Consider the following 18,194-nt stretch of genomic DNA (forward strand, 5'->3'; position numbering starts at 1 on the left):
CGGGCAAGCCCGGCTCCCACAGGGAAATGCATTGCAATTGTGGGAGCTGGCTTGCCTGCGATGGCGATCTAATGGGCGCCACCTTAACAAACAGGCACGCCAGCGAATAGAAAGCAAAACGCCAGCACGAGGCTGGCGTCTTGCATATTCAGGTTGCGATCAACGCGGCACGACGGGCTTGCGCGCAGGCTTGCCGCCCTTGCCCTTCGCCGCATCACTGCGTTCTTTAGCCGCCTGCTTGTTACGCGCCTGGGCTGCCGCCTTGGCTTGCTCACGCTTGTCCCACGGGTTGCTGCCATCACTGCCGCGCGGTGGCAAACCGGTGTGCTGGGTGAGGATCCTGGTGGTGGTTTCCTTGGCAACCTTGTGGCTGCCGGCCGGCGTCGAGTTCTTGCGACGGGCGCTCTGGTAGCTGTCGGTGGACGGCTGGTGCAGCGGAATCAACTGGTCTTTACCCGGCCCGATCAGGTCGGCACGGCCCATGCGCGTCAGTGCTTCACGCAGCATCGGCCAGCCTTTCGGGTCGTGGTAGCGCAGGAACGCCTTGTGCAGACGGCGCTGTTCCTCGCTCTTGACGATGGTCACCGCGTCGCTCTTGTAGGTGACCTTGCGCAGCGGGTTCTTGCCCGAGTGATACATGGCAGTGGCAGTGGCCATCGGCGACGGGTAGAACGCCTGCACCTGGTCGGCGCGGAAGCCGTTGCCCTTGAGCCACAGGGCCAGGTTCATCATGTCTTCATCGGTGGTGCCGGGGTGGGCGGCGATGAAGTACGGGATCAGGTACTGCTCCTTGCCCGCTTCCTTGGTGTACTTCTCGAACATGCGCTTGAACTTGTCATAGCTGCCAATGCCCGGTTTCATCATCTGGTTGAGCGGACCTTCCTCGGTGTGTTCCGGAGCGATCTTGAGGTAACCGCCGACGTGGTGGGTCACCAACTCTTTGACGTACTCCGGCGACTCGACCGCGAGGTCGTAGCGCAGGCCGGAAGCGATCAGGATCTTCTTCACACCCGGCAACGCACGGGCGCTGCGATACAGCTGGATCAACGACGAGTGGTCGGTGTTCAGGTTCGGACAGATGCCCGGGAACACACACGACGGCTTGCGGCACGCGGATTCGATTTCCGGGCTCTTGCAGGCGATACGGTACATGTTCGCGGTCGGGCCGCCGAGGTCGGAGATCACGCCGGTAAAGCCTGGCACCTTGTCGCGGATTTCTTCGATCTCGCGAATGATCGACTCTTCGGAACGGTTCTGGATGATGCGGCCTTCGTGCTCGGTGATCGAGCAGAAGGTGCAGCCACCAAAGCAGCCACGCATGATGTTTACCGAGAAACGGATCATGTCATAAGCGGGGATCTTTTCCTTGCCGTACACCGGGTGCGGGACGCGGGCGTACGGCATGCCGAACACGTAGTCCATTTCTTCGGTGGTCATCGGGATGGGCGGCGGGTTGAACCACACGTCCACTTCACCGTGCTTCTGCACCAGGGCGCGGGCGTTGCCTGGGTTGGTTTCCAGATGCAGCACGCGGTTGGCGTGGGCGTACAGGACCGAGTCGCCACGGACTTTTTCCATGGACGGCAGACGAATGACCGTCTTGTCACGGGTCATGCGCGGGCTGGCAAGAATTTGTACGACCTTGGCTTCTTCCGGGTCTTCAACCGGGCCTTTTTCCTGCTCGATGGCGCAGGCCTGGGTGTCCTGGGTATTCACATACGGGTTGATGATCTTGTCGATCTTGCCCGGACGGTCGATACGCGTGGAGTCCACCTCGTACCAGCCTTCAGGCGTGTCACGGCGAATGAACGCGGTGCCGCGCACGTCGGTGATGTCTTCGATCTTGTGGCCCCACGACAGGCGCTGGGCAACTTCGACGATGGCCCGCTCGGCGTTGCCGTACAGCAGGATGTCGGCGCAGGCATCGATCAGGATCGAGTTGCGCACACGGTCCTGCCAGTAATCGTAGTGGGCGATGCGGCGCAGGGACGCTTCGATGCCGCCGAGCACGATCGGCACGTTCTTGTAGGCTTCCTTGCAACGCTGGCTGTACACCAGGCTGGCGCGGTCCGGGCGTTTGCCGGCCATGCCGCCTGGGGTGTAGGCGTCGTCGGAACGGATTTTCTTGTCGGCGGTGTAGCGGTTGATCATCGAGTCCATGTTGCCGGCCGCGACGCCGAAGAACAGGTTCGGCTCGCCGAGCTTCATGAAGTCGTCTTTGGACTGCCAGTTCGGCTGGGCAATAATCCCGACGCGAAAGCCCTGGGACTCCAGCAGCCGGCCGATGATGGCCATGCCGAACGATGGGTGATCCACATACGCATCACCGGTGACGATGATGATGTCGCAGGAATCCCAGCCAAGCTGATCCATCTCCTCCCTGCTCATCGGCAGGAATGGCGCAGGACCGAAACATTCGGCCCAGTACTTGGGATAGTCAAATAACGGCTTGGCTGTTTGCATGACGGTGACCGGTGTTGAGATGAAAAATCGCGGGCGCGGAATATAGCACAAATTTTGACCAATTCCGACGGTAATGGTCGGAATTGTGGTGATGCAATCGCAGGCAAGCCAGCGCCCACACTTGAACTGTGAGTATCTTCAAATGAGGGCGCTGGCTTGCCTGCGATAAGGCCCTTACAGGCGCTGAAACTTACTCGTCATCGTCGAAGTTATAGCTGCCCGGCGCCAGGTTCTCGAAGCGCGTGTACTTACCGATAAACGCCAGGCGGATAAAGCCGATCGGCCCGTTCCGCTGCTTGCCGATGATGATTTCGGCAATGCCTTTGTGCTCCGTCTCGGGGTGATACACCTCGTCGCGGTACACGAACATGATCACGTCGGCATCCTGCTCGATCGCTCCGGATTCCCGCAAGTCGGAGTTCACCGGGCGTTTGTTCGGGCGTTGCTCGAGGGAACGGTTGAGCTGGGACAGCGCCACCACCGGGCAGTTGAATTCCTTGGCCAGGGCTTTGAGCGACCGGGAGATTTCGGAAATCTCGTTGGTACGGTTGTCGCCGCTGGAGCCTGGGATCTGCATCAGCTGCAGGTAGTCGATCATGATCAGGGCGATGTCGCCGTGTTCACGCACCAGCCTGCGGGTACGCGCGCGCATCTCCGATGGGCTGATACCGGCGGTGTCATCGATAAACAGCTTGCGGTCATTGAGCAGGTTGACCGCCGACGTCAGGCGCGGCCAATCGTCGTCTTCCAGGCGGCCGGCACGTACCTTGGTCTGGTCGATACGGCCGAGCGACGAGAGCATACGCATGATCAGCGATTCGCCTGGCATCTCCAGCGAGTAAACCAGCACGGCTTTGTCGCTGCGCAACACGGCGTTTTCCACCAGGTTCATCGCAAAGGTGGTTTTACCCATGGACGGACGGCCGGCGACGATGATCAAGTCGGACGGCTGCAGGCCGCTGGTCTTCTCGTCGAGGTCGGTATAGCCGGTGGAAATACCGGTGATGGCGTTGTCGGTGTTGAACAAGGTATCGATACGGTCGATGGCCTTGGTCAACAGGTCGTTGACGCTGACCGGGCCGCCGGTCTTCGGGCGGGCTTCGGCGATCTGGAAGATCTGCCGTTCAGCCTCATCGAGAATCTCGGCGGCAGTACGGCCTTCAGGGTTGAAGGCGCTGTCGGCGATTTCGGTGCTGATGCCAATCAACTGGCGCAAGGTGGCGCGCTCGCGAACGATCTGCGCATAGGCCTTGATGTTGGCGACGGATGGCGTGTTTTTCGCCAGCTCACCCAGGTAGCCCAGGCCGCCGACCTGGGAAGTCTGGCCTTCCTTGTCCAACTGCTCGGCCAGGGTCACCACGTCGATCGGTGAGTTCTGGTCGGCCAGTTTGGCGATGGCGCGGAAGATCAGGCGGTGGTCATGGCGATAGAAATCACCGTCCGAGACTTGATCCAGCACACGTTCCCAGGCGTTGTTGTCCAGCATCAAGCCACCGAGCACGGCCTGTTCGGCCTCGATGGAATGCGGCGGCACCTTCAGGGCAGCGGTTTGCAGATCGTATTGCTCAGGAGCTGAAATATCGTTCATGGCCACTTGGAATTAGGGGTGTGTAGAAAAACAAAAGGCACGACCTGTAAACAGGATCGTGCCCGATGTTAACCGCCTGGCACGCGAGGTGCCAGTCAGTTAGGTGTTGCTTAAGCTGCTACCACTACAACGCGTACGGTGGCTTCAACTTCGGCGTGCAGGTGCACGGCTACGTCGAATTCGCCTACGTTGCGGATGGTGCCGTTCGGCAGACGAACTTCGCTCTTCTGCACTTCAACGCCGGAGGCGGTCAGTGCATCAGCGATGTCGTGGGTGCCGATCGAACCGAACAGCTTGCCTTCGTCACCGGCGGTGGCAGTGATAGTCACTTCCAGCTCAGCCAGTTGGGCAGCGCGAGTTTCGGCCGAAGCTTTTTTGTCTGCTGCGGCTTTTTCCAGCTCAGCACGACGCTCTTCAAACGCAGCCAGGTTGGCAGCGGTTGCAGCGGTGGCTTTGCCGTATGGCAGCAGGTAGTTACGACCGTAGCCGGCCTTAACGTTCACTTTGTCGCCCAGGTTGCCCAGGTTGGCGACTTTTTCCAGAAGGATCAGTTGCATGTGAAAATCCTCTAACTTTTAACCTTCACCGTTCGCGTTATCGGCGTCTTTCGACGCCAGACGACCGCGAAAATCAATCAGGCCGTCGACAATGGCAAACACCACGAGTAACGGATAGATCAGCTGCATAAACAGCAACATCGTGACGTACAACCCCACCAGCCAGAACTTGGCCAGGCGCTTTCGCGCGACCAGCCCATGCATCAGGGCCAGCCCGGCAAACACCAGCGGTACGCTGCAAATCGGCGCCAGCAAGGCCATCTGTGGGCCGAAGTTCGGCCCGACAACCATGCACGCCAGCAGCAACATCGCCGGCCCCGCTGGGATTCTGATACTGCGAAATTCGCGACCAAAACCACCCGGGTTGTACAACAACGCTTGCCAATAACGCCCAACAATCAGGCTCAGCACGCTGACGACCTGCAACAAAGCCGCAATCAGGCCGGTCAGGACCGGGGCAATCAGTGACGCAAACCGCGCTCGCTCATCTACCGACAATTGCTGGTAGAGATCCCCGAGGGCCATCGGCAGGATCTTGACGATCTCTTGCGACAGCGCTTCGATTTGCGGGCGGAAAGCCGCGCCAAGCATCACTGAGTACACCAACCCCAATGCCACGCTGACCAGCAGCGTGCGGACCCAGGACTCACTTGCGCGTAAAACCAACGCAAGGCTCGACGACCCCAGCAGTACCAGAAGTACCCGTGGATCACCGAATTGAAGCCACCAGATCAAGGCCGGCAACAATCCCAGGGCAAGAACGCCAAGGGCGTCCTTCAAACCGCGCCGCAGGAGCACAAGGCAACCTGCAGCAGCACCCAACCAATAAAGCAGCGGCAATGCCGCACATCCGGCCACTACCAGAGTGGCCTGCACGCGACCGCGCATGATGAACTCAGCTAAGGCGCGCATGCATTCAATCCCTTACTACTTGTCGACTGCCCGGTCTCAGCGGCCGTGGCTGTCGGTGTAGGCCAGCAGGGCCAGGGAAGCGGGCGCGCTTGATAGCGGTGGCCAGCTGACGCTGATAACGTGCTTTGGTACCGGTGATACGGCTTGGAACGATTTTGCCGGTCTCGGATACGTAGGCTTTCAGAGTGTTGAGATCTTTGTAATCGATCTCTTTCACGTCTTCAGCGGTGAAGCGGCAGAATTTACGACGACGGAAGAAACGTGCCATTTGATAGGCTCCTTAAAAGGTCCGTGGATTACTCGTCAGCGTTATCGCTGTTGTCGCTGTCATCACTATCAGCGCTTTCAGCGCCTTCGTGCTCAGGACGGTCGCGACGCTCACGGCGCTCACTGCGGTTTTCTTCAGCCTTGAGCATCTCGGATTGGCCGGTAACGGCTTCTTCGCGACGGATGACCAGGTTACGGATCACTGCATCGTTGTAGCGGAAGTTGTCTTCCAGCTCGGCCAGGGCCTTGCCAGTGCACTCAACGTTCAGCATCACGTAGTGAGCCTTGTGAACATTGTTGATTGCGTAGGCCAGTTGACGACGGCCCCAATCTTCCAGACGGTGGATTTTGCCGCCGTCTTCTTCGATCAGCTTGGTGTAACGCTCAACCATGCCGCCGACTTGCTCGCTTTGATCCGGGTGGACCAAAAAGATGATTTCGTAATGACGCATGAATGCTCCTTACGGGTTGTAGCCTGCCGCTCAAAAACGGTCAGACAAGGAGTGAATGACACTTATGGATCTTGCCGCAGGGAGGCACATAAGTGCCTGCCAGGAAGGCAAGGGGCGCAATTGTAGAGAAGGGGGAGAAACGGCGCAAGGTGATTGGTGATTATTTGAACAATCTCCTAAACACCCTGAAACGACTGCGGGCGCTGACATTCTGTGGGAGCTGGCTTGCCTGCGATGCAGGCACCTCGGTGTATCAGTGATACAGAGGTGATGCTATCGCAGGCAAGCCAGCTCCCACACAAGCGCGGCCCCCAGATTTTTGATCGGGTTACTTCTTGCTCTTGGCCTTGACGCCACGCTGGCGCTGGGCTTCGAACAGGCACACGCCGGTGGCAACCGACACGTTGAGGCTGCTGACGCTACCGGCCATCGGCAGTTTCACCAGGTAATCGCAGTGCTCGCGGGTCAGGCGGCGCATGCCTTTGCCTTCGGCACCCATAATCAGGATGGTCGGGCCGGTGAGGTCCTGGTCATAAATGCTGACCTCGGCCTCGCCCGCCGTGCCCACGACCCACAGGCCGCGCTGCTGGAGTTTCTCCAGAGTGCGCGCCAGGTTGGTCACGGCCACCAGCGGAATCACTTCCGCCGCGCCGCACGCAACTTTACGCACGACCGGCGTCAGGGTTGCCGACTTGTCTTTAGGCACGATCACCGCCAGCGCACCGGCAGCATCGGCCGAACGCAGGCAAGCGCCGAGGTTGTGCGGGTCGGTCACGCCGTCCAGCACCAGCAACAGCGGTGCGCCTTCGGTACGGTCGAGCAGCTCGTCGAGCATCGCTTCGCCCCAGACCTGGCTCGGGCTTACGTCCGCAACCACGCCCTGGTGAACGCCTTCAACCCACACGTCCATCTCACGGCGCTCGGCCTGACCGATCGCAACCTTGTTTTGCGTGGCCAGTTCGACCAGCGCTTGCACGCGCGGCTCGCTACGGCCTTCGGCCAACCACACCTGCTTGACGCGTTTAGGGTGATGACGCAGCAGTGCTTCTACGGCGTGCACGCCGTAGATTTTTTCCAGACTCATGACTTGGCCTTAGGTTTGCGCGACCCGCCGCTCTTCGCGGGGGCCGAGCCCGCTTTAGGCGGGCCTTTACGGTGTTTACTCGGTTTGCTCGAAGGCTTTTCCGCCCCGTGGGACTTTCCCCCAGACGCCGCTTTACCACCGCTTTTGGCTTCGCTGAGCAACTGCTGCTTCAACTCACGGCTCTTGCGCACTTCGGCGTTTTTCGCCGCAGCATCGCTCGGGCGGTAGGCCTCAGGGGCCTTTTCCTTGGTGGACGAACGACGACCGGCCTTGGCTGGCGCAGGCTCGGCGGCAGCTGCTTTCGCAGGCGCGCCCTTGCCTTTGCTGGCGGGTGCAGTCGGTTCGCTGCCACGCTTTTTACGGCCAGCCGGCGTTTCGGTCGGCTTGTCGGGCATGCCGAAGTCGATCTTGCGCTCGTCGAGGTCGACGCGCATGACCTGCACTTCCACGGTGTCGCCCAAACGGAAGCTGCGACCGGTGCGCTCGCCCGCCAGGCGGTGATGCACAGGGTCAAAGTGGTAGTAGTCGCCCGGCAGCGCAGTGACGTGCACCAGGCCTTCGACGTAGATGTCGGTCAGCTCGACGAACAGGCCGAAACCCGTCACGGCGGTGATCACACCCGGGAACGACTCGCCCACGCGGTCTTTCATGAACTCGCACTTGAGCCAGTTCACTACGTCGCGAGTGGCTTCGTCGGCGCGGCGCTCGCTCATCGAGCACTGTTCGCCCAGCTGTTCCAGAGCCGCTTCGTCGTACGGATAGATCCGTGCCTTCGGAATGGTCATGGCGCCGGCGCGCTTGACGTGCGGGGTGTTCTGCTTGGAGTGGATCACACTGCGAATCGCCCGGTGCGTGAGCAGGTCCGGGTAACGACGAATCGGCGAAGTGAAGTGGGTGTACGCCTCGTAATTCAGGCCGAAGTGGCCCTGGTTATCAGCGCTGTACACCGCCTGGCTCAGGGAGCGCAGCATCACGGTCTGGATCACGTGGTAATCCGGACGGTCCTTGATGCTGGCCAGCAACGCCTGGTAATCCTTCGGCGTCGGGCCGTCCTTGCCTTTGTGCAGAGACAGGCCGAGCTCGCCGAGGAAGGCGCGCAGTTTTTCCAGGCGCTCCGGTGGCGGGCCGTCATGCACGCGGTACAGGGCAGGAATTTCGTGCTTTTTCAGGAATTCTGCGGTGGCCACGTTGGCCGCCAGCATGCATTCCTCGATCAGCTTGTGCGCATCGTTACGCGTCGTCGGCGTAATCGCCGCGATCTTGCGCTCGGAGCCGAACACAATCCGGGTTTCCTGGGTTTCAAAGTCGATTGCGCCACGCACATGACGTGCGCCCAGCAACACCTTGTACAGCGCGTAAAGCTGCTTGAGGTGCGGCACGACGTCGGCATATTCGCCACGCAGGGCCTTGGCTTCGCTGGTCTTCGGTGCTTCCAGGATGGTGCTGACCTTGTTGTAGGTCAGGCGCGCCTGGGAGTGGATCACCGCTTCGTAGAACTGGTAGTCGGTCATTTCGCCGGTTTTGGAGATGGTCATCTCGCACACCATGGCCAAACGGTCGACTTTAGGGTTCAGGGAGCACAGGCCGTTGGACAGCTGCTCAGGCAGCATCGGGATCACGCGCTCAGGGAAGTACACGGAGTTGCCGCGCACCTGGGCTTCGTTGTCCAGGGCCGAACCGATCTTCACGTAGCTGGACACGTCGGCAATCGCGACGAACAACTTCCAGCCGCCGGAGAACAGGCGCAGCTTGCCAGGCTTGGCTTCGCAATAGACCGCATCGTCGAAGTCGCGGGCATCTTCGCCGTCGATAGTGACGAACGGCAGATGGCGCAGGTCGATGCGTTTTTCTTTGTCTTTATCTTCCACTTCCGGCTTGAGCTTGGCGGCTTCCTTGAGCACAGCCTCGGGCCAGACGTGAGGGATATCGTAGGTGCGCAGCGCAACGTCGATTTCCATGCCCGGCGCCATGTAGTTGCCGACCACTTCAACAATATCGCCTTGTGGCTGGAAGCGCGCCGTTGGCCAGTGGGTGATTTTCACCTCGACGAACTGGCCAACCTTGGCGGCACCATTGCGGCCCGGGGTGATCAGCACTTCCTGCTGGACCTTCGGGTTATCCGGCACCACAAAGCCGATGCCGCCTTCTTCGAAGTAACGACCCACGATGGACTCGTGGGCACGGGACACCACTTCGACGATCACGCCTTCACGGCGACCACGACGGTCCAGACCGGAAACGCGCGCCAGGGCACGGTCGCCGTCGAATACCAGGCGCATTTGCGCCGGGCTCATGAACAGGTCGTCGCTGCCGTCATCCGGGATCAGGAAGCCGAAGCCATCCCGATGGCCGGCGATGCGGCCCAGGATCAAGTCGAGCTTATCCACAGGCGCATAGGTGCCACGACGGGTGTAGATCAGTTGAGCATCGCGCTCCATGGCACGCAAACGGCGGCGCAGGGCTTCGAGCTGGTCTTCGGTGGTCAGACCGAACTCTTCAACCAGCTGCTCGCGGCTAGCAGGCGAACCACGATCGGCGAGATGCGCCAGGATCAGTTCGCGGCTAGGAATAGGGTTTTCATATTTTTCCGCTTCACGAGCGGCCTCGGGATCGAGGGACTGCCAATCGGCCATTAGAGAGTTTTCACCTTGTCTATATGCGGGTTAGTTTGGCATACGCGTATTGAAACGGGAAATTTCAGGTGTCGACAAGTGTTTAAAAGGCCTTTGCCGCCCTCGGAAAGCACCTTGCATGACCATTGGCGAAATTTTCCAGGCTTTTTTCATGGCAGGGCTTTACAGCGCAAAAGCGTCTCCGTATAGTGCGCGCCATCGACGACGGCAACGTTGTTGATGTTGCCCAGGTGGTGAAATTGGTAGACACGCCAGCTTCAGGTGCTGGTGATCGCAAGGTCGTGGAAGTTCGAGTCTTCTCCTGGGCACCAAATTCAGATCAAACCCGCGAAAGCGGGTTTTTTCGTTTCAGACCTTTGATTTTTAACAAGAATATCGATTTATATTTTTGATATCAGGGGTTTACAGATTTAAAAGCGCTCCGTATAGTTCGCTCCATCAACGGCGCAAGCGTTGTTGATAATGCCCAGGTGGTGAAATTGGTAGACACGCCAGCTTCAGGTGCTGGTGATCGCAAGGTCGTGGAAGTTCGAGTCTTCTCCTGGGCACCAAATTCAGATCAAACCCGCGAAAGCGGGTTTTTTCGTTTCCGGGGTTTGAAAACTTCCCCAAGGATTCTCCCCTCGTCCGCACTTGAGAAGTTTTATCGTTTATCCTTGCAATGATTTGTTGCATACAAGCGAGGAACACTTCGGATGATGATCCGCGATAACCGTCTCAAGACATCCCTTCTGCGTGGCCTGACCCTCACCCTGCTCGGCTTGACCCTACTCTCGCCCACCGCCTACTCCGCCGACAAGGTTTCCCTGACCCTCTACAACGGCCAGCACAAAGAAGTCGGCGATGAACTCGCCAAGGCCTTCGAAGCCAAGACCGGCATTCACGTCAACGTGCGCAAAGGCAGCAGCAACCAGCTCGCCAGCCAGGTCGTGGAAGAAGGCGAGCGCTCCCCTGCCGATGTGATCTACACCGAAGAGTCGCCGCCGCTGAACAAACTCGGCGAGCAAGGCCTGCTGGCCAAAATTGATGCGAGCACGCTGGACGTGTTGCCCAAGGATTACGTCGGCAGCAACGGTGACTGGATGGGCGTAACCGCTCGCACCCGCGTCGTGGCCTTCAACCCCAAACTGATCGCCGAAAAAGACCTGCCCAAATCGGTGCTCGATTTCGCCGGCCCCGAGTGGCAAGGCAAAGTCGGCTTTGTGCCCACCAGCGGCGCATTCCAGGAGCAAGCGGTAGCCATCATCAAGCTGCACGGGCGCGAAGCGGCTGAAGAATGGCTGACCGGCCTGCGCGCCTTCGGCAAGGTTTACAGCAACAACATGGTCGCCCTCAAAGCCGTGGAGAACGGCGAAGTCGCCACCGTGCTGGTGAACAACTACTACTGGTTCGCCCTGAAAAAAGAAAAAACCAACCTGGATTCGCAACTGCACTACTTCACCGATGGCGACGCCGGTGGCCTGATCACCGTGTCTTCCGCTGCCGCGCTGAAATCCAGCAAACATCCCAAAGAAGCTCAACAGTTGCTCGCCTTCATGGCCAGTGAAGAAGGCCAGCGTGTGATCACTAACACCTCGGCTGAATACCCGCTGCGCAAAGGCATGCAATCCAATCGTGGCCTCAAGCCGTTCAGCGAGCTGCAGCCGCCGAAAGTCACCCCGGCCGACCTTGGCAATGCCGAAGAAGCCCTGGACCTGGAACGTGACGTTGGCTTGAACTGATGAACCCATCGCTTTCCGCCGCCGGGTTCATACCCCGGCGCAAACGCCCGTCGATCTGGCTGCTGCTGCCCGTGCTGTTTCTGGTGGGCTTGAGCCTGCTGCCGCTGGTGTATGTCGGCACCAAGGCCTGGCAGGCGGGCTGGGCGGAGGCGGTGCATCTGCTGTGGCGGCCGTATGTATTCGGACTGCTGCGCAACACCCTGGCATTGATGGTTGGGGTGACCGTGGCGTGCGGCGTAATCGGCCTGTCACTGGCGTGGCTACTGGAGCGCAGCAACCTGCCGGGGCGGCGCATCTGGGGCGTGATCCTGTGCCTGCCGTTCGCAGTGCCTGCGTTCGTCAGCAGCTTCACCTGGGTCTCGCTGAGCGCCAACTTCGAGGGCCTGGGCGGGGCGATCCTGGTGATGACCCTGTCCAAGTACCCACTGGTGTTTCTGCCGGTGGCGGCGACATTGCGCAATCTTGATCCATCCCTTGAAGAGTCCGCCCGCACGCTGGGACTGAATCGCTGGGGCGTATTTTTTCGAATTACACTGCCGTTGCTCTGGCCTTCGCTGCTGGCCGGAGCGCTGCTGATCGCGCTGCATATGCTGGTGGAATTCGGCGCACTGTCGATCATCGGCCTGCAAACCTTTACCACCGCGATCTACCAACAGTTCGAACTGGAATTCAGCAACGCCAATGCCGCGATGCTCTCGGCGGTGCTGCTGGTGATGTGCCTGACGCTGCTATGGCTGGAGCTGCGGGTGCGCGGCAAGGGCCGGCATGTGCGCATCGGCCAGGGCGCGGCGCGGCATGCGGAACAGGTGAAGCTGGGCAAATGGTCGACCGTGGGCCAGCTGTATTGCCTGGCGCTGGCGGTCATCGGTAGCGGCATTCCGTTGGGGATGCTCGCTTATTGGCTGGCGGTGGGTTCATCGGCGGCATTCCCGGTGGCCGAAATTGGCGAGGCATTGATGTCTTCGCTGGCATTGTCCTTGGGCGGCGCTGCGCTTTGTCTGGTATTGGCTGTGCCGGTAGGCCTGCTGGTGGTGCGCTACAAAGGCCAGTTGGCGATCTGGGCTGAGCGCCTGCCTTATCTGCTGCATGCCCTGCCAGGGCTGGTGATTGCGCTGACGCTGGTGTACTTCGCACTGCATTACGTGCCCGCGCTGTATCAGACCTCGGCGCTGCTGCTGATTGCTTATGCGCTGTTGTTTCTGCCGCTTGCTCAAGCGCCGATTCGAACCGCACTGAACAAAGCTGCGCCGCAACTGGAAGAAGCTGCACGCACGCTGGGCGCCTCGTCATTCAGCGCGTTTTGCCGGGTAACCTTGCCGATTATTTTCCCGGCATTGGGGGCGGCGTTTGCGTTGGTGTTTCTGGATGCAATGAAGGAGCTGACGGCGACTTTGCTGCTCAGCCCCACAGGGTTGAATACCCTGGCCACAGCCGTGTGGGCGCATACCTCGAATGTGGAGTTTGCGGCGGCGGCGCCGTATGCGGCGTTGTTGATTCTGGTGTCGGGGTTGCCGGTGTACCTGCTGACGACGCGGATGTATTTGAGTCGCTGAGACCACTATCGCAGGCAAGTCAGCCCCCACACTCGATTGCATTCCAACGTTGGAACTCGGTCAAATGTGGGAGCTGGCTTGCCTGCGATGAGGCCGGTGCAGACGACGCTAAGCCCGAAACTGCCCCAAGCTCGCCTTCAACTGTGCCGCCAACCCATCCAGCACCTTGCCACTGGCCGTGGTTTCCACCACCGCCTGCGCGGCCCGCTCAGCCTGGGCATGGATCACCTCGACCCGCCCACGCACTGCATGCGCGCCCTGAGCTTGATGCTCGGCCGCACGCGTCGCCAGGCCAATCGCCGCATGCACCTGCTCCACCGAAGCCTGCACCGACTGCTGCAAGCGCACACTGTCGCGCAGCACCAACAACCCTTCATTCGCCTGACGCCCGGCCTTGCTGATGGTTTCCACGGCCTCGCGCGCACCCTGTTGCAATGCAACGATATGCGCCTGGATGTCGCCGGTGGAGCTTTGGGTTTTACTTGCCAGCGCCCGCACTTCGTCTGCCACCACCGCAAAACCTCGCCCGGTCTCACCGGCACGCGCTGCTTCAATCGCCGCGTTCAGGGCCAGCAAGTTGGTCTGCTCGGCAATCCCGTGGATCACCGTCAACACCACTTCGATTTGCTCGCTTTGCTGCGCCAACCGCTCGATCACCTGGGAACCGGCCTGCACTTGCCCCGCGAGCGCCTCGATCAGGCTGCCGACCTCTGCCGAGGTCCGTGAGTTTTCATCCGTGGCCTGGCGAATATCCACCACCTGCTGCAACGCTGCCTGCATCGCATGGCTTTCGGCCTGGGCCTCATCGGCCATTTGCGAAAGCGCGCGCAGGCTTTCGGCAACTTCGTCGCGCTGCAAACCGGCCGCCTTATCAGCCCCGGCATTGCGTAAAGTCATGGCGCCGATTTCGACACCGGTGCGCTGCGCTACGTCGCCCGCCTCACGCACGATCGGCTGCAACTTATCCACAAAGCGATTGACCGCCGAGGCCATGTCGCCGATTTCGTCCTTGCTGTTGATCTGCACACGCTTGGTGAGGTCGCCCTCGCCCGCCGCCAGGTCGTCCATGGCGGCAATCAACAACTTCAGCCGATTGACCACACGCCGCCCCAGCACGATGGCGATCAACAGCAATACGCCAAACCCGACAATGGCGAGCCCCATACCGATGCGCCAGCGCAGCGCTCCCGCAGCGTCCTGTACGGCGCTGCTGGTGTTGGCGGTCATCTGGGTGGCGGTGGCTTGCGCCGATTGCAGGCGCGCGCCCATGGCCGCTGCGCTGTCGGCGGCGGCGCCCTTGAGGCTGTCACCGACCAACTGATCGCTGCTGGCGATCAAGGCAGCAAAGCGCTTGTCCAGGGCTGCCAGGTCGGCCTCTACCGCTTTGGTCGAAACGCCCATGCGGACTTTGCCAATCTCGGTGCCGTTGGGGCTGATGGACGCCTCGACGTAGAACACCGATGGGTCGTTTTTAGCCGCATCCAGGACCTTGTCCAAGGCTCGGTCGCCCTTGCCCTTGTCCAGCAGTGCCTGGTTGATCGGGTTTTCGCGATTGAGGTAACGGGTCAGGTGCTCGCCAGCCGCGTCGTCATACACCACGAACAACACGTTGGGATTGCGCTGGGCGCGCCGGGCGAACTCCGACAACGTCGGCACGTCGCTGTCCCACATGGCGCGGGGCGCCACCGACGCCAGCAGTTGGGCCATGTCATTGGCCGAATCCTGCAGGTCTTTTTCCAGGGTCGCACGCAGTTGCTTCTGCTCCTCTTGCAGGCGCGTGGAAAGCCCCGCGGTCAGACGCTGGCGCGTGCTCGAAGACAAGCTGTCCAGGCTCGAGGTGACTTCCTTGCCGGCTTGCGCCAATTCGCCTGACAGTTTCTGGCTGTCGGCCCCCAGGCGGTTGCTTAAATCCGCTTCCAACGCCGTCACGGTGCTTCGCGTCAGGGCAACGGCCACCAGCACTTGCACCAAAAGAGCGATACCTAGGGTAACGAACACCGGCCGCAACAGCCGGCTTTGTAACAATGAGAGAACGGCAGACACGGTAAATCCCTCCACCACGGGTGCCATTAATTTGATAGCACCGCGAAAGAAAGAACCGTAGCAAGGGTCGTGCCGATTGCCAGTCAGCCACAAAAAAGGGCTCCCGAAGGAGCCCTTTGCTTTTTACATCAACAGCTTATTAAGCGAACGGGTGACGCAGAACGATGGTCTCGTTGCGGTCCGGGCCTGTCGAAATAATGTCGATCGGCGCGCCGATCAGCTCTTCAACACGCTTGATGTATGCACGGGCGTTGGCCGGCAGCTCTTCCAGGGTCTTGGCGCCCACGGTCGATTCGGTCCAGCCCGGCACTTCTTCGTACACAGGCTGCAGGCCGACGTAGCTGTCAGCGTCGGTCGGTGCAACGTCCTTGCCGTCTGCATCTTTGTAGCCGATGCAGATATTGATGGCTTCCAGGCCGTCGAGAACGTCCAGCTTGGTCAGGCAGATGCCCGAGATGCTGTTCACATCGATAGCGCGGCGCAGGATAACGGCGTCGAACCAGCCGCAACGACGGGCACGGCCGGTGGTGGCACCGAACTCGTGACCTTGCTTGGCCAGGTGCGCGCCAACTTCGTCGAACAGCTCAGTCGGGAACGGGCCCGAACCCACGCGCGTGGTGTAAGCCTTGGTGATGCCCAGGATGTAGTCCAGGAACATCGGGCCAACGCCCGAACCGGTCGCAACGCCGCCAGCGGTGGTGTTGGAGCTGGTCACGTACGGGTAGGTACCGTGGTCGATGTCGAGCAACGAACCCTGGGCGCCTTCGAACATGATGTCTTTGCCGGCGCGACGCAGGTCGTGCAGCTCGGCCGTCACGTCCAGCATCAGCGGCTTGAGCAGCTCAGCGTATTCCTTGCACTCGGCCAGGGTCTTTTCGAACTCGATGGCCGGCTCTTTGTAGTAACCCACCAGCATGAAGTTGTGGTAATCCACCAGTTCACGCAGCTTGTCTTCAAAGCGCGGCATGTTGAGCAGGTCGCCCACACGCAGGCCACGACGTGCAACCTTGTCTTCGTACGCTGGGCCGATGCCGCGACCGGTGGTACCGATCTTCAGCTCGCCACGCGCCTTTTCACGGGCCTGGTCCAGCGCAACGTGGAAGGACAGGATCAGCGGGCAGGATGGGCTGATACGCAGGCGCTCGCGCACCGGTACGCCTTTCTCTTCCAGCTTGGTGATCTCACGCAACAGGGCGTCAGGTGCAACCACTACGCCGTTGCCGATCAGGCACTGCACGCCTTCGCGCAGCACGCCCGACGGGATCAGGTGCAAGACGGTTTTTTCGCCATCGATGACCAGGGTGTGGCCAGCGTTGTGGCCACCTTGGTAGCGCACTACGGCGGCAGCATGTTCGGTCAGCAGATCAACGATCTTGCCTTTGCCCTCATCACCCCATTGGGTGCCCAGGACTACGACATTCTTACCCATAACACTTGTCCTCATTCGCGCAAACTTGGTGCCGGCGATGGCCGGCAGGAAAACTCAAGAAGCCAGTGGCGATACTTGCCAAAGCCCGTTCTGCAGAATCAATTGCCGGTCGCAGTCCGCTTCACGGGCGGCGGCCAATGGCTGCCCAGGCAAAGCCTGGACGACACGCTGACCCTCACTGCGCAACTGGCAAACCTGCTGCCAGAGTGCTGCGTCCGTACTGTCGGGCATCCAGATGCCACCAGACGGCAGCTCGACCTCAGCACGCCCCAGGGTCACCAGGGTTTTCAAATCGGTAGAAAAGCCAGTCGCCGGACGGGCACGACCGAAGTCGGCGCCGATATCGTCATAACGACCGCCTTGGGCGATGGCCTGGCCAACACCCGGTACAAAGACGGCGAACACCACACCGGTGTGGTAGTGGTAACCGCGCAACTCACCCAGGTCGAAATACAGCGGCAACTCAGGGAAGCGCGCCGACAATTGCTCGGCAATCGCGAACACATCATCCAGCGCAGCCAGGACCGGCGCCGGCGCATTGGCCAGGCGCTCACGGGCAGCCACCAGCACTTCACGACCGCCGCACAGGTTCACCAGTGCACGCAGCATGTCGGCCAGGTCCGCAGGCACGCCTGCGGTCAGGGCGATCACTTCATCGATCGCCTTGCGCTGCAAGGCATCGAACAACTGTTGCTCCACTTCACCGGACAAACCGGCTGCACGGGCCAGGCCACGATAGATACCCACGTGACCCAGATCCATGTGTACATCCGGCACATCGGCCAGTTGCAGCATAGCCAGCATCAGGCTGATCACTTCAACGTCGCTGCTCGGGCTGGCATCACCGTACAACTCGGCGCCCAACTGGATCGGGCTGCGCGACGATGACAACGCACGCGGCTGAGCATGCAGCACGCTGCCGGCGTAGCACAGGCGGCTCGGGCCTTCGCGGCGCAGGGTGTGCGCATCAATGCGCGCCACTTGCGGCGTGATGTCGGCACGGAAACCCATTTGCCGGCCCGATTGCGGGTCAATGACCTTGAAGGTGCGCAGATCCAGGTCCTGGCCCGCGCCGGTCAGCAGGGATTCCAGGTACTCGATATGGGGGGTCACGACAAACTCGTAACCCCAGCTCTGGAACAGATCCAACACCTGGCGACGCGCTACTTCAATGCGCGCAGCCTCTGGTGGCAGTACTTCTTCGATGCCATCTGGCAGCAGCCAGCGGTCTACCGTTGCCATTACGCCATTCCCCTATGATCCGGGCGGCCAGCCCTCGGCCGAGCCTTGAGTGAAGCAGAAAATACCCACGCTTTGCATAATCCACGCGCAAGAGCGACGTGACGAACGGCCTGCCAGCGGCCTCGTCGGGCACTTTCCTCGAAAAACCTGTGGCGCCTGCCGAATCAAACATGCAGACGCAAAAAAGCCGGGAATTTCCCGGCTGCCGCATCATACACCCGTTTTCTGAAAGGATCACCCCGCCAGGCAT

General features: G+C 60.5%; 12 protein-coding genes, 2 tRNA genes and 1 pseudogene. 4 read left to right on the forward strand and 11 right to left on the reverse strand.

Annotated features, from left to right (window positions below):
- Positions 1–159: 159 nt before the first annotated feature.
- The 8 genes and pseudogenes from QF043_RS26010 to rnr all read right to left on the reverse strand — a co-directional run bounded on the left by QF043_RS26010 (position 160) and on the right by rnr (position 9,956).
- A complete protein-coding gene (locus QF043_RS26010; protein WP_017138450.1) occupies positions 160–2,463 on the reverse strand; it encodes a YgiQ family radical SAM protein in 2,304 nt (767 codons plus the stop codon).
- Positions 2,464–2,653: 190 nt separating this feature from the next.
- On the reverse strand, positions 2,654–4,051 hold the full coding sequence (gene dnaB, locus QF043_RS26015; protein WP_017138451.1) for a replicative DNA helicase: 1,398 nt from the start codon (positions 4,049–4,051) through the stop codon (positions 2,654–2,656).
- A 110-nt stretch (positions 4,052–4,161) separates the two neighbouring features.
- On the reverse strand, positions 4,162–4,608 hold the full coding sequence (rplI, locus tag QF043_RS26020) for a 50S ribosomal protein L9 (RefSeq protein WP_003171376.1): 447 nt from the start codon (positions 4,606–4,608) through the stop codon (positions 4,162–4,164).
- A gap of 18 nt (positions 4,609–4,626) precedes the next feature.
- Positions 4,627–5,520, reverse strand: a complete 894-nt coding sequence (locus QF043_RS26025) for a hypothetical protein (RefSeq protein ID WP_056860520.1) — start codon at positions 5,518–5,520, stop codon at positions 4,627–4,629.
- A gap of 36 nt (positions 5,521–5,556) precedes the next feature.
- Positions 5,557–5,788, reverse strand: a pseudogene (gene rpsR / locus QF043_RS26030) (30S ribosomal protein S18).
- A 28-nt stretch (positions 5,789–5,816) separates the two neighbouring features.
- Positions 5,817–6,239: a 30S ribosomal protein S6 gene (gene rpsF / locus QF043_RS26035; RefSeq protein ID WP_003217491.1), complete on the reverse strand. Its 423-nt coding sequence runs from the start codon at positions 6,237–6,239 to the stop codon at positions 5,817–5,819.
- Between the two features lie 328 nt (positions 6,240–6,567).
- The gene (rlmB, locus tag QF043_RS26040; protein WP_058422435.1) at positions 6,568–7,323 is read right to left on the reverse strand and encodes a 23S rRNA (guanosine(2251)-2'-O)-methyltransferase RlmB; all 756 of its coding nucleotides are present in this window, start codon (positions 7,321–7,323) and stop codon (positions 6,568–6,570) included.
- Positions 7,320–9,956: a ribonuclease R gene (gene rnr / locus QF043_RS26045; protein WP_307420692.1), complete on the reverse strand. Its 2,637-nt coding sequence runs from the start codon at positions 9,954–9,956 to the stop codon at positions 7,320–7,322. The genes rlmB and rnr overlap by 4 nt, the downstream gene beginning before the upstream one ends.
- 224 nt (positions 9,957–10,180) lie before the next feature.
- On the opposite strand from rnr, the gene QF043_RS26050 reads away from it, so the two are divergent.
- From QF043_RS26050 to QF043_RS26065, 4 genes are all read left to right on the forward strand, one after another.
- A tRNA-Leu gene (locus QF043_RS26050) sits at positions 10,181–10,267 on the forward strand.
- Positions 10,268–10,420: 153 nt separating this feature from the next.
- Positions 10,421–10,507 (forward strand) — tRNA-Leu (locus QF043_RS26055).
- Positions 10,508–10,651: 144 nt separating this feature from the next.
- Positions 10,652–11,677, forward strand: a complete 1,026-nt coding sequence (locus QF043_RS26060; protein WP_056860523.1) for an iron ABC transporter substrate-binding protein — start codon at positions 10,652–10,654, stop codon at positions 11,675–11,677.
- Positions 11,677–13,230 (forward strand): iron ABC transporter permease, encoded by a 1,554-nt coding sequence (locus QF043_RS26065; protein WP_305457313.1) that lies wholly within the window; start codon positions 11,677–11,679, stop codon positions 13,228–13,230. Before QF043_RS26060 ends, QF043_RS26065 begins: the two co-directional genes overlap by 1 nt.
- A gap of 108 nt (positions 13,231–13,338) precedes the next feature.
- Here the strand turns inward: QF043_RS26065 and QF043_RS26070 are convergent, their stop codons facing one another.
- From QF043_RS26070 to QF043_RS26080, 3 genes are all read right to left on the reverse strand, one after another.
- Positions 13,339–15,273 (reverse strand): methyl-accepting chemotaxis protein, encoded by a 1,935-nt coding sequence (locus tag QF043_RS26070; protein WP_305457311.1) that lies wholly within the window; start codon positions 15,271–15,273, stop codon positions 13,339–13,341.
- A 139-nt stretch (positions 15,274–15,412) separates the two neighbouring features.
- On the reverse strand, positions 15,413–16,702 hold the full coding sequence (locus QF043_RS26075) for an adenylosuccinate synthase (RefSeq protein WP_065930676.1): 1,290 nt from the start codon (positions 16,700–16,702) through the stop codon (positions 15,413–15,415).
- Positions 16,703–16,756: 54 nt separating this feature from the next.
- A complete protein-coding gene (locus QF043_RS26080) occupies positions 16,757–17,944 on the reverse strand; it encodes an ATP phosphoribosyltransferase regulatory subunit (RefSeq protein WP_017138459.1) in 1,188 nt (395 codons plus the stop codon).
- Between the last annotated feature and the right edge of the window lie 250 nt (positions 17,945–18,194).

Source organism: Pseudomonas sp. W3I7, from assembly GCF_030816095.1.
Classification (GTDB): Bacteria; Pseudomonadota; Gammaproteobacteria; order Pseudomonadales; family Pseudomonadaceae; genus Aquipseudomonas; species Aquipseudomonas salomonii.

Excerpts from the sequence above, each read along its gene's own strand:
- QF043_RS26025 (WP_056860520.1), bottom strand. The coding sequence starts at position 5,520 with ATGCGCGCCTTAGCTGAGTTCATCATGCGCGGTCGCGTGCAGGCCACT.
- QF043_RS26060 (WP_056860523.1), top strand. The coding sequence starts at position 10,652 with ATGATGATCCGCGATAACCGTCTCAAGACATCCCTTCTGCGTGGCCTG.
- QF043_RS26065 (WP_305457313.1), top strand. The coding sequence starts at position 11,677 with ATGAACCCATCGCTTTCCGCCGCCGGGTTCATACCCCGGCGCAAACGC.
- QF043_RS26075 (WP_065930676.1), bottom strand. The coding sequence starts at position 16,702 with ATGGGTAAGAATGTCGTAGTCCTGGGCACCCAATGGGGTGATGAGGGC.
- rpsF (WP_003217491.1), bottom strand. The coding sequence starts at position 6,239 with ATGCGTCATTACGAAATCATCTTTTTGGTCCACCCGGATCAAAGCGAG.
- QF043_RS26010 (WP_017138450.1), bottom strand. The coding sequence starts at position 2,463 with ATGCAAACAGCCAAGCCGTTATTTGACTATCCCAAGTACTGGGCCGAA.
- QF043_RS26080 (WP_017138459.1), bottom strand. The coding sequence starts at position 17,944 with ATGGCAACGGTAGACCGCTGGCTGCTGCCAGATGGCATCGAAGAAGTA.
- rlmB (WP_058422435.1), bottom strand. The coding sequence starts at position 7,323 with ATGAGTCTGGAAAAAATCTACGGCGTGCACGCCGTAGAAGCACTGCTG.
- dnaB (WP_017138451.1), bottom strand. The coding sequence starts at position 4,051 with ATGAACGATATTTCAGCTCCTGAGCAATACGATCTGCAAACCGCTGCC.
- rplI (WP_003171376.1), bottom strand. The coding sequence starts at position 4,608 with ATGCAACTGATCCTTCTGGAAAAAGTCGCCAACCTGGGCAACCTGGGC.
- rnr (WP_307420692.1), bottom strand. The coding sequence starts at position 9,956 with ATGGCCGATTGGCAGTCCCTCGATCCCGAGGCCGCTCGTGAAGCGGAA.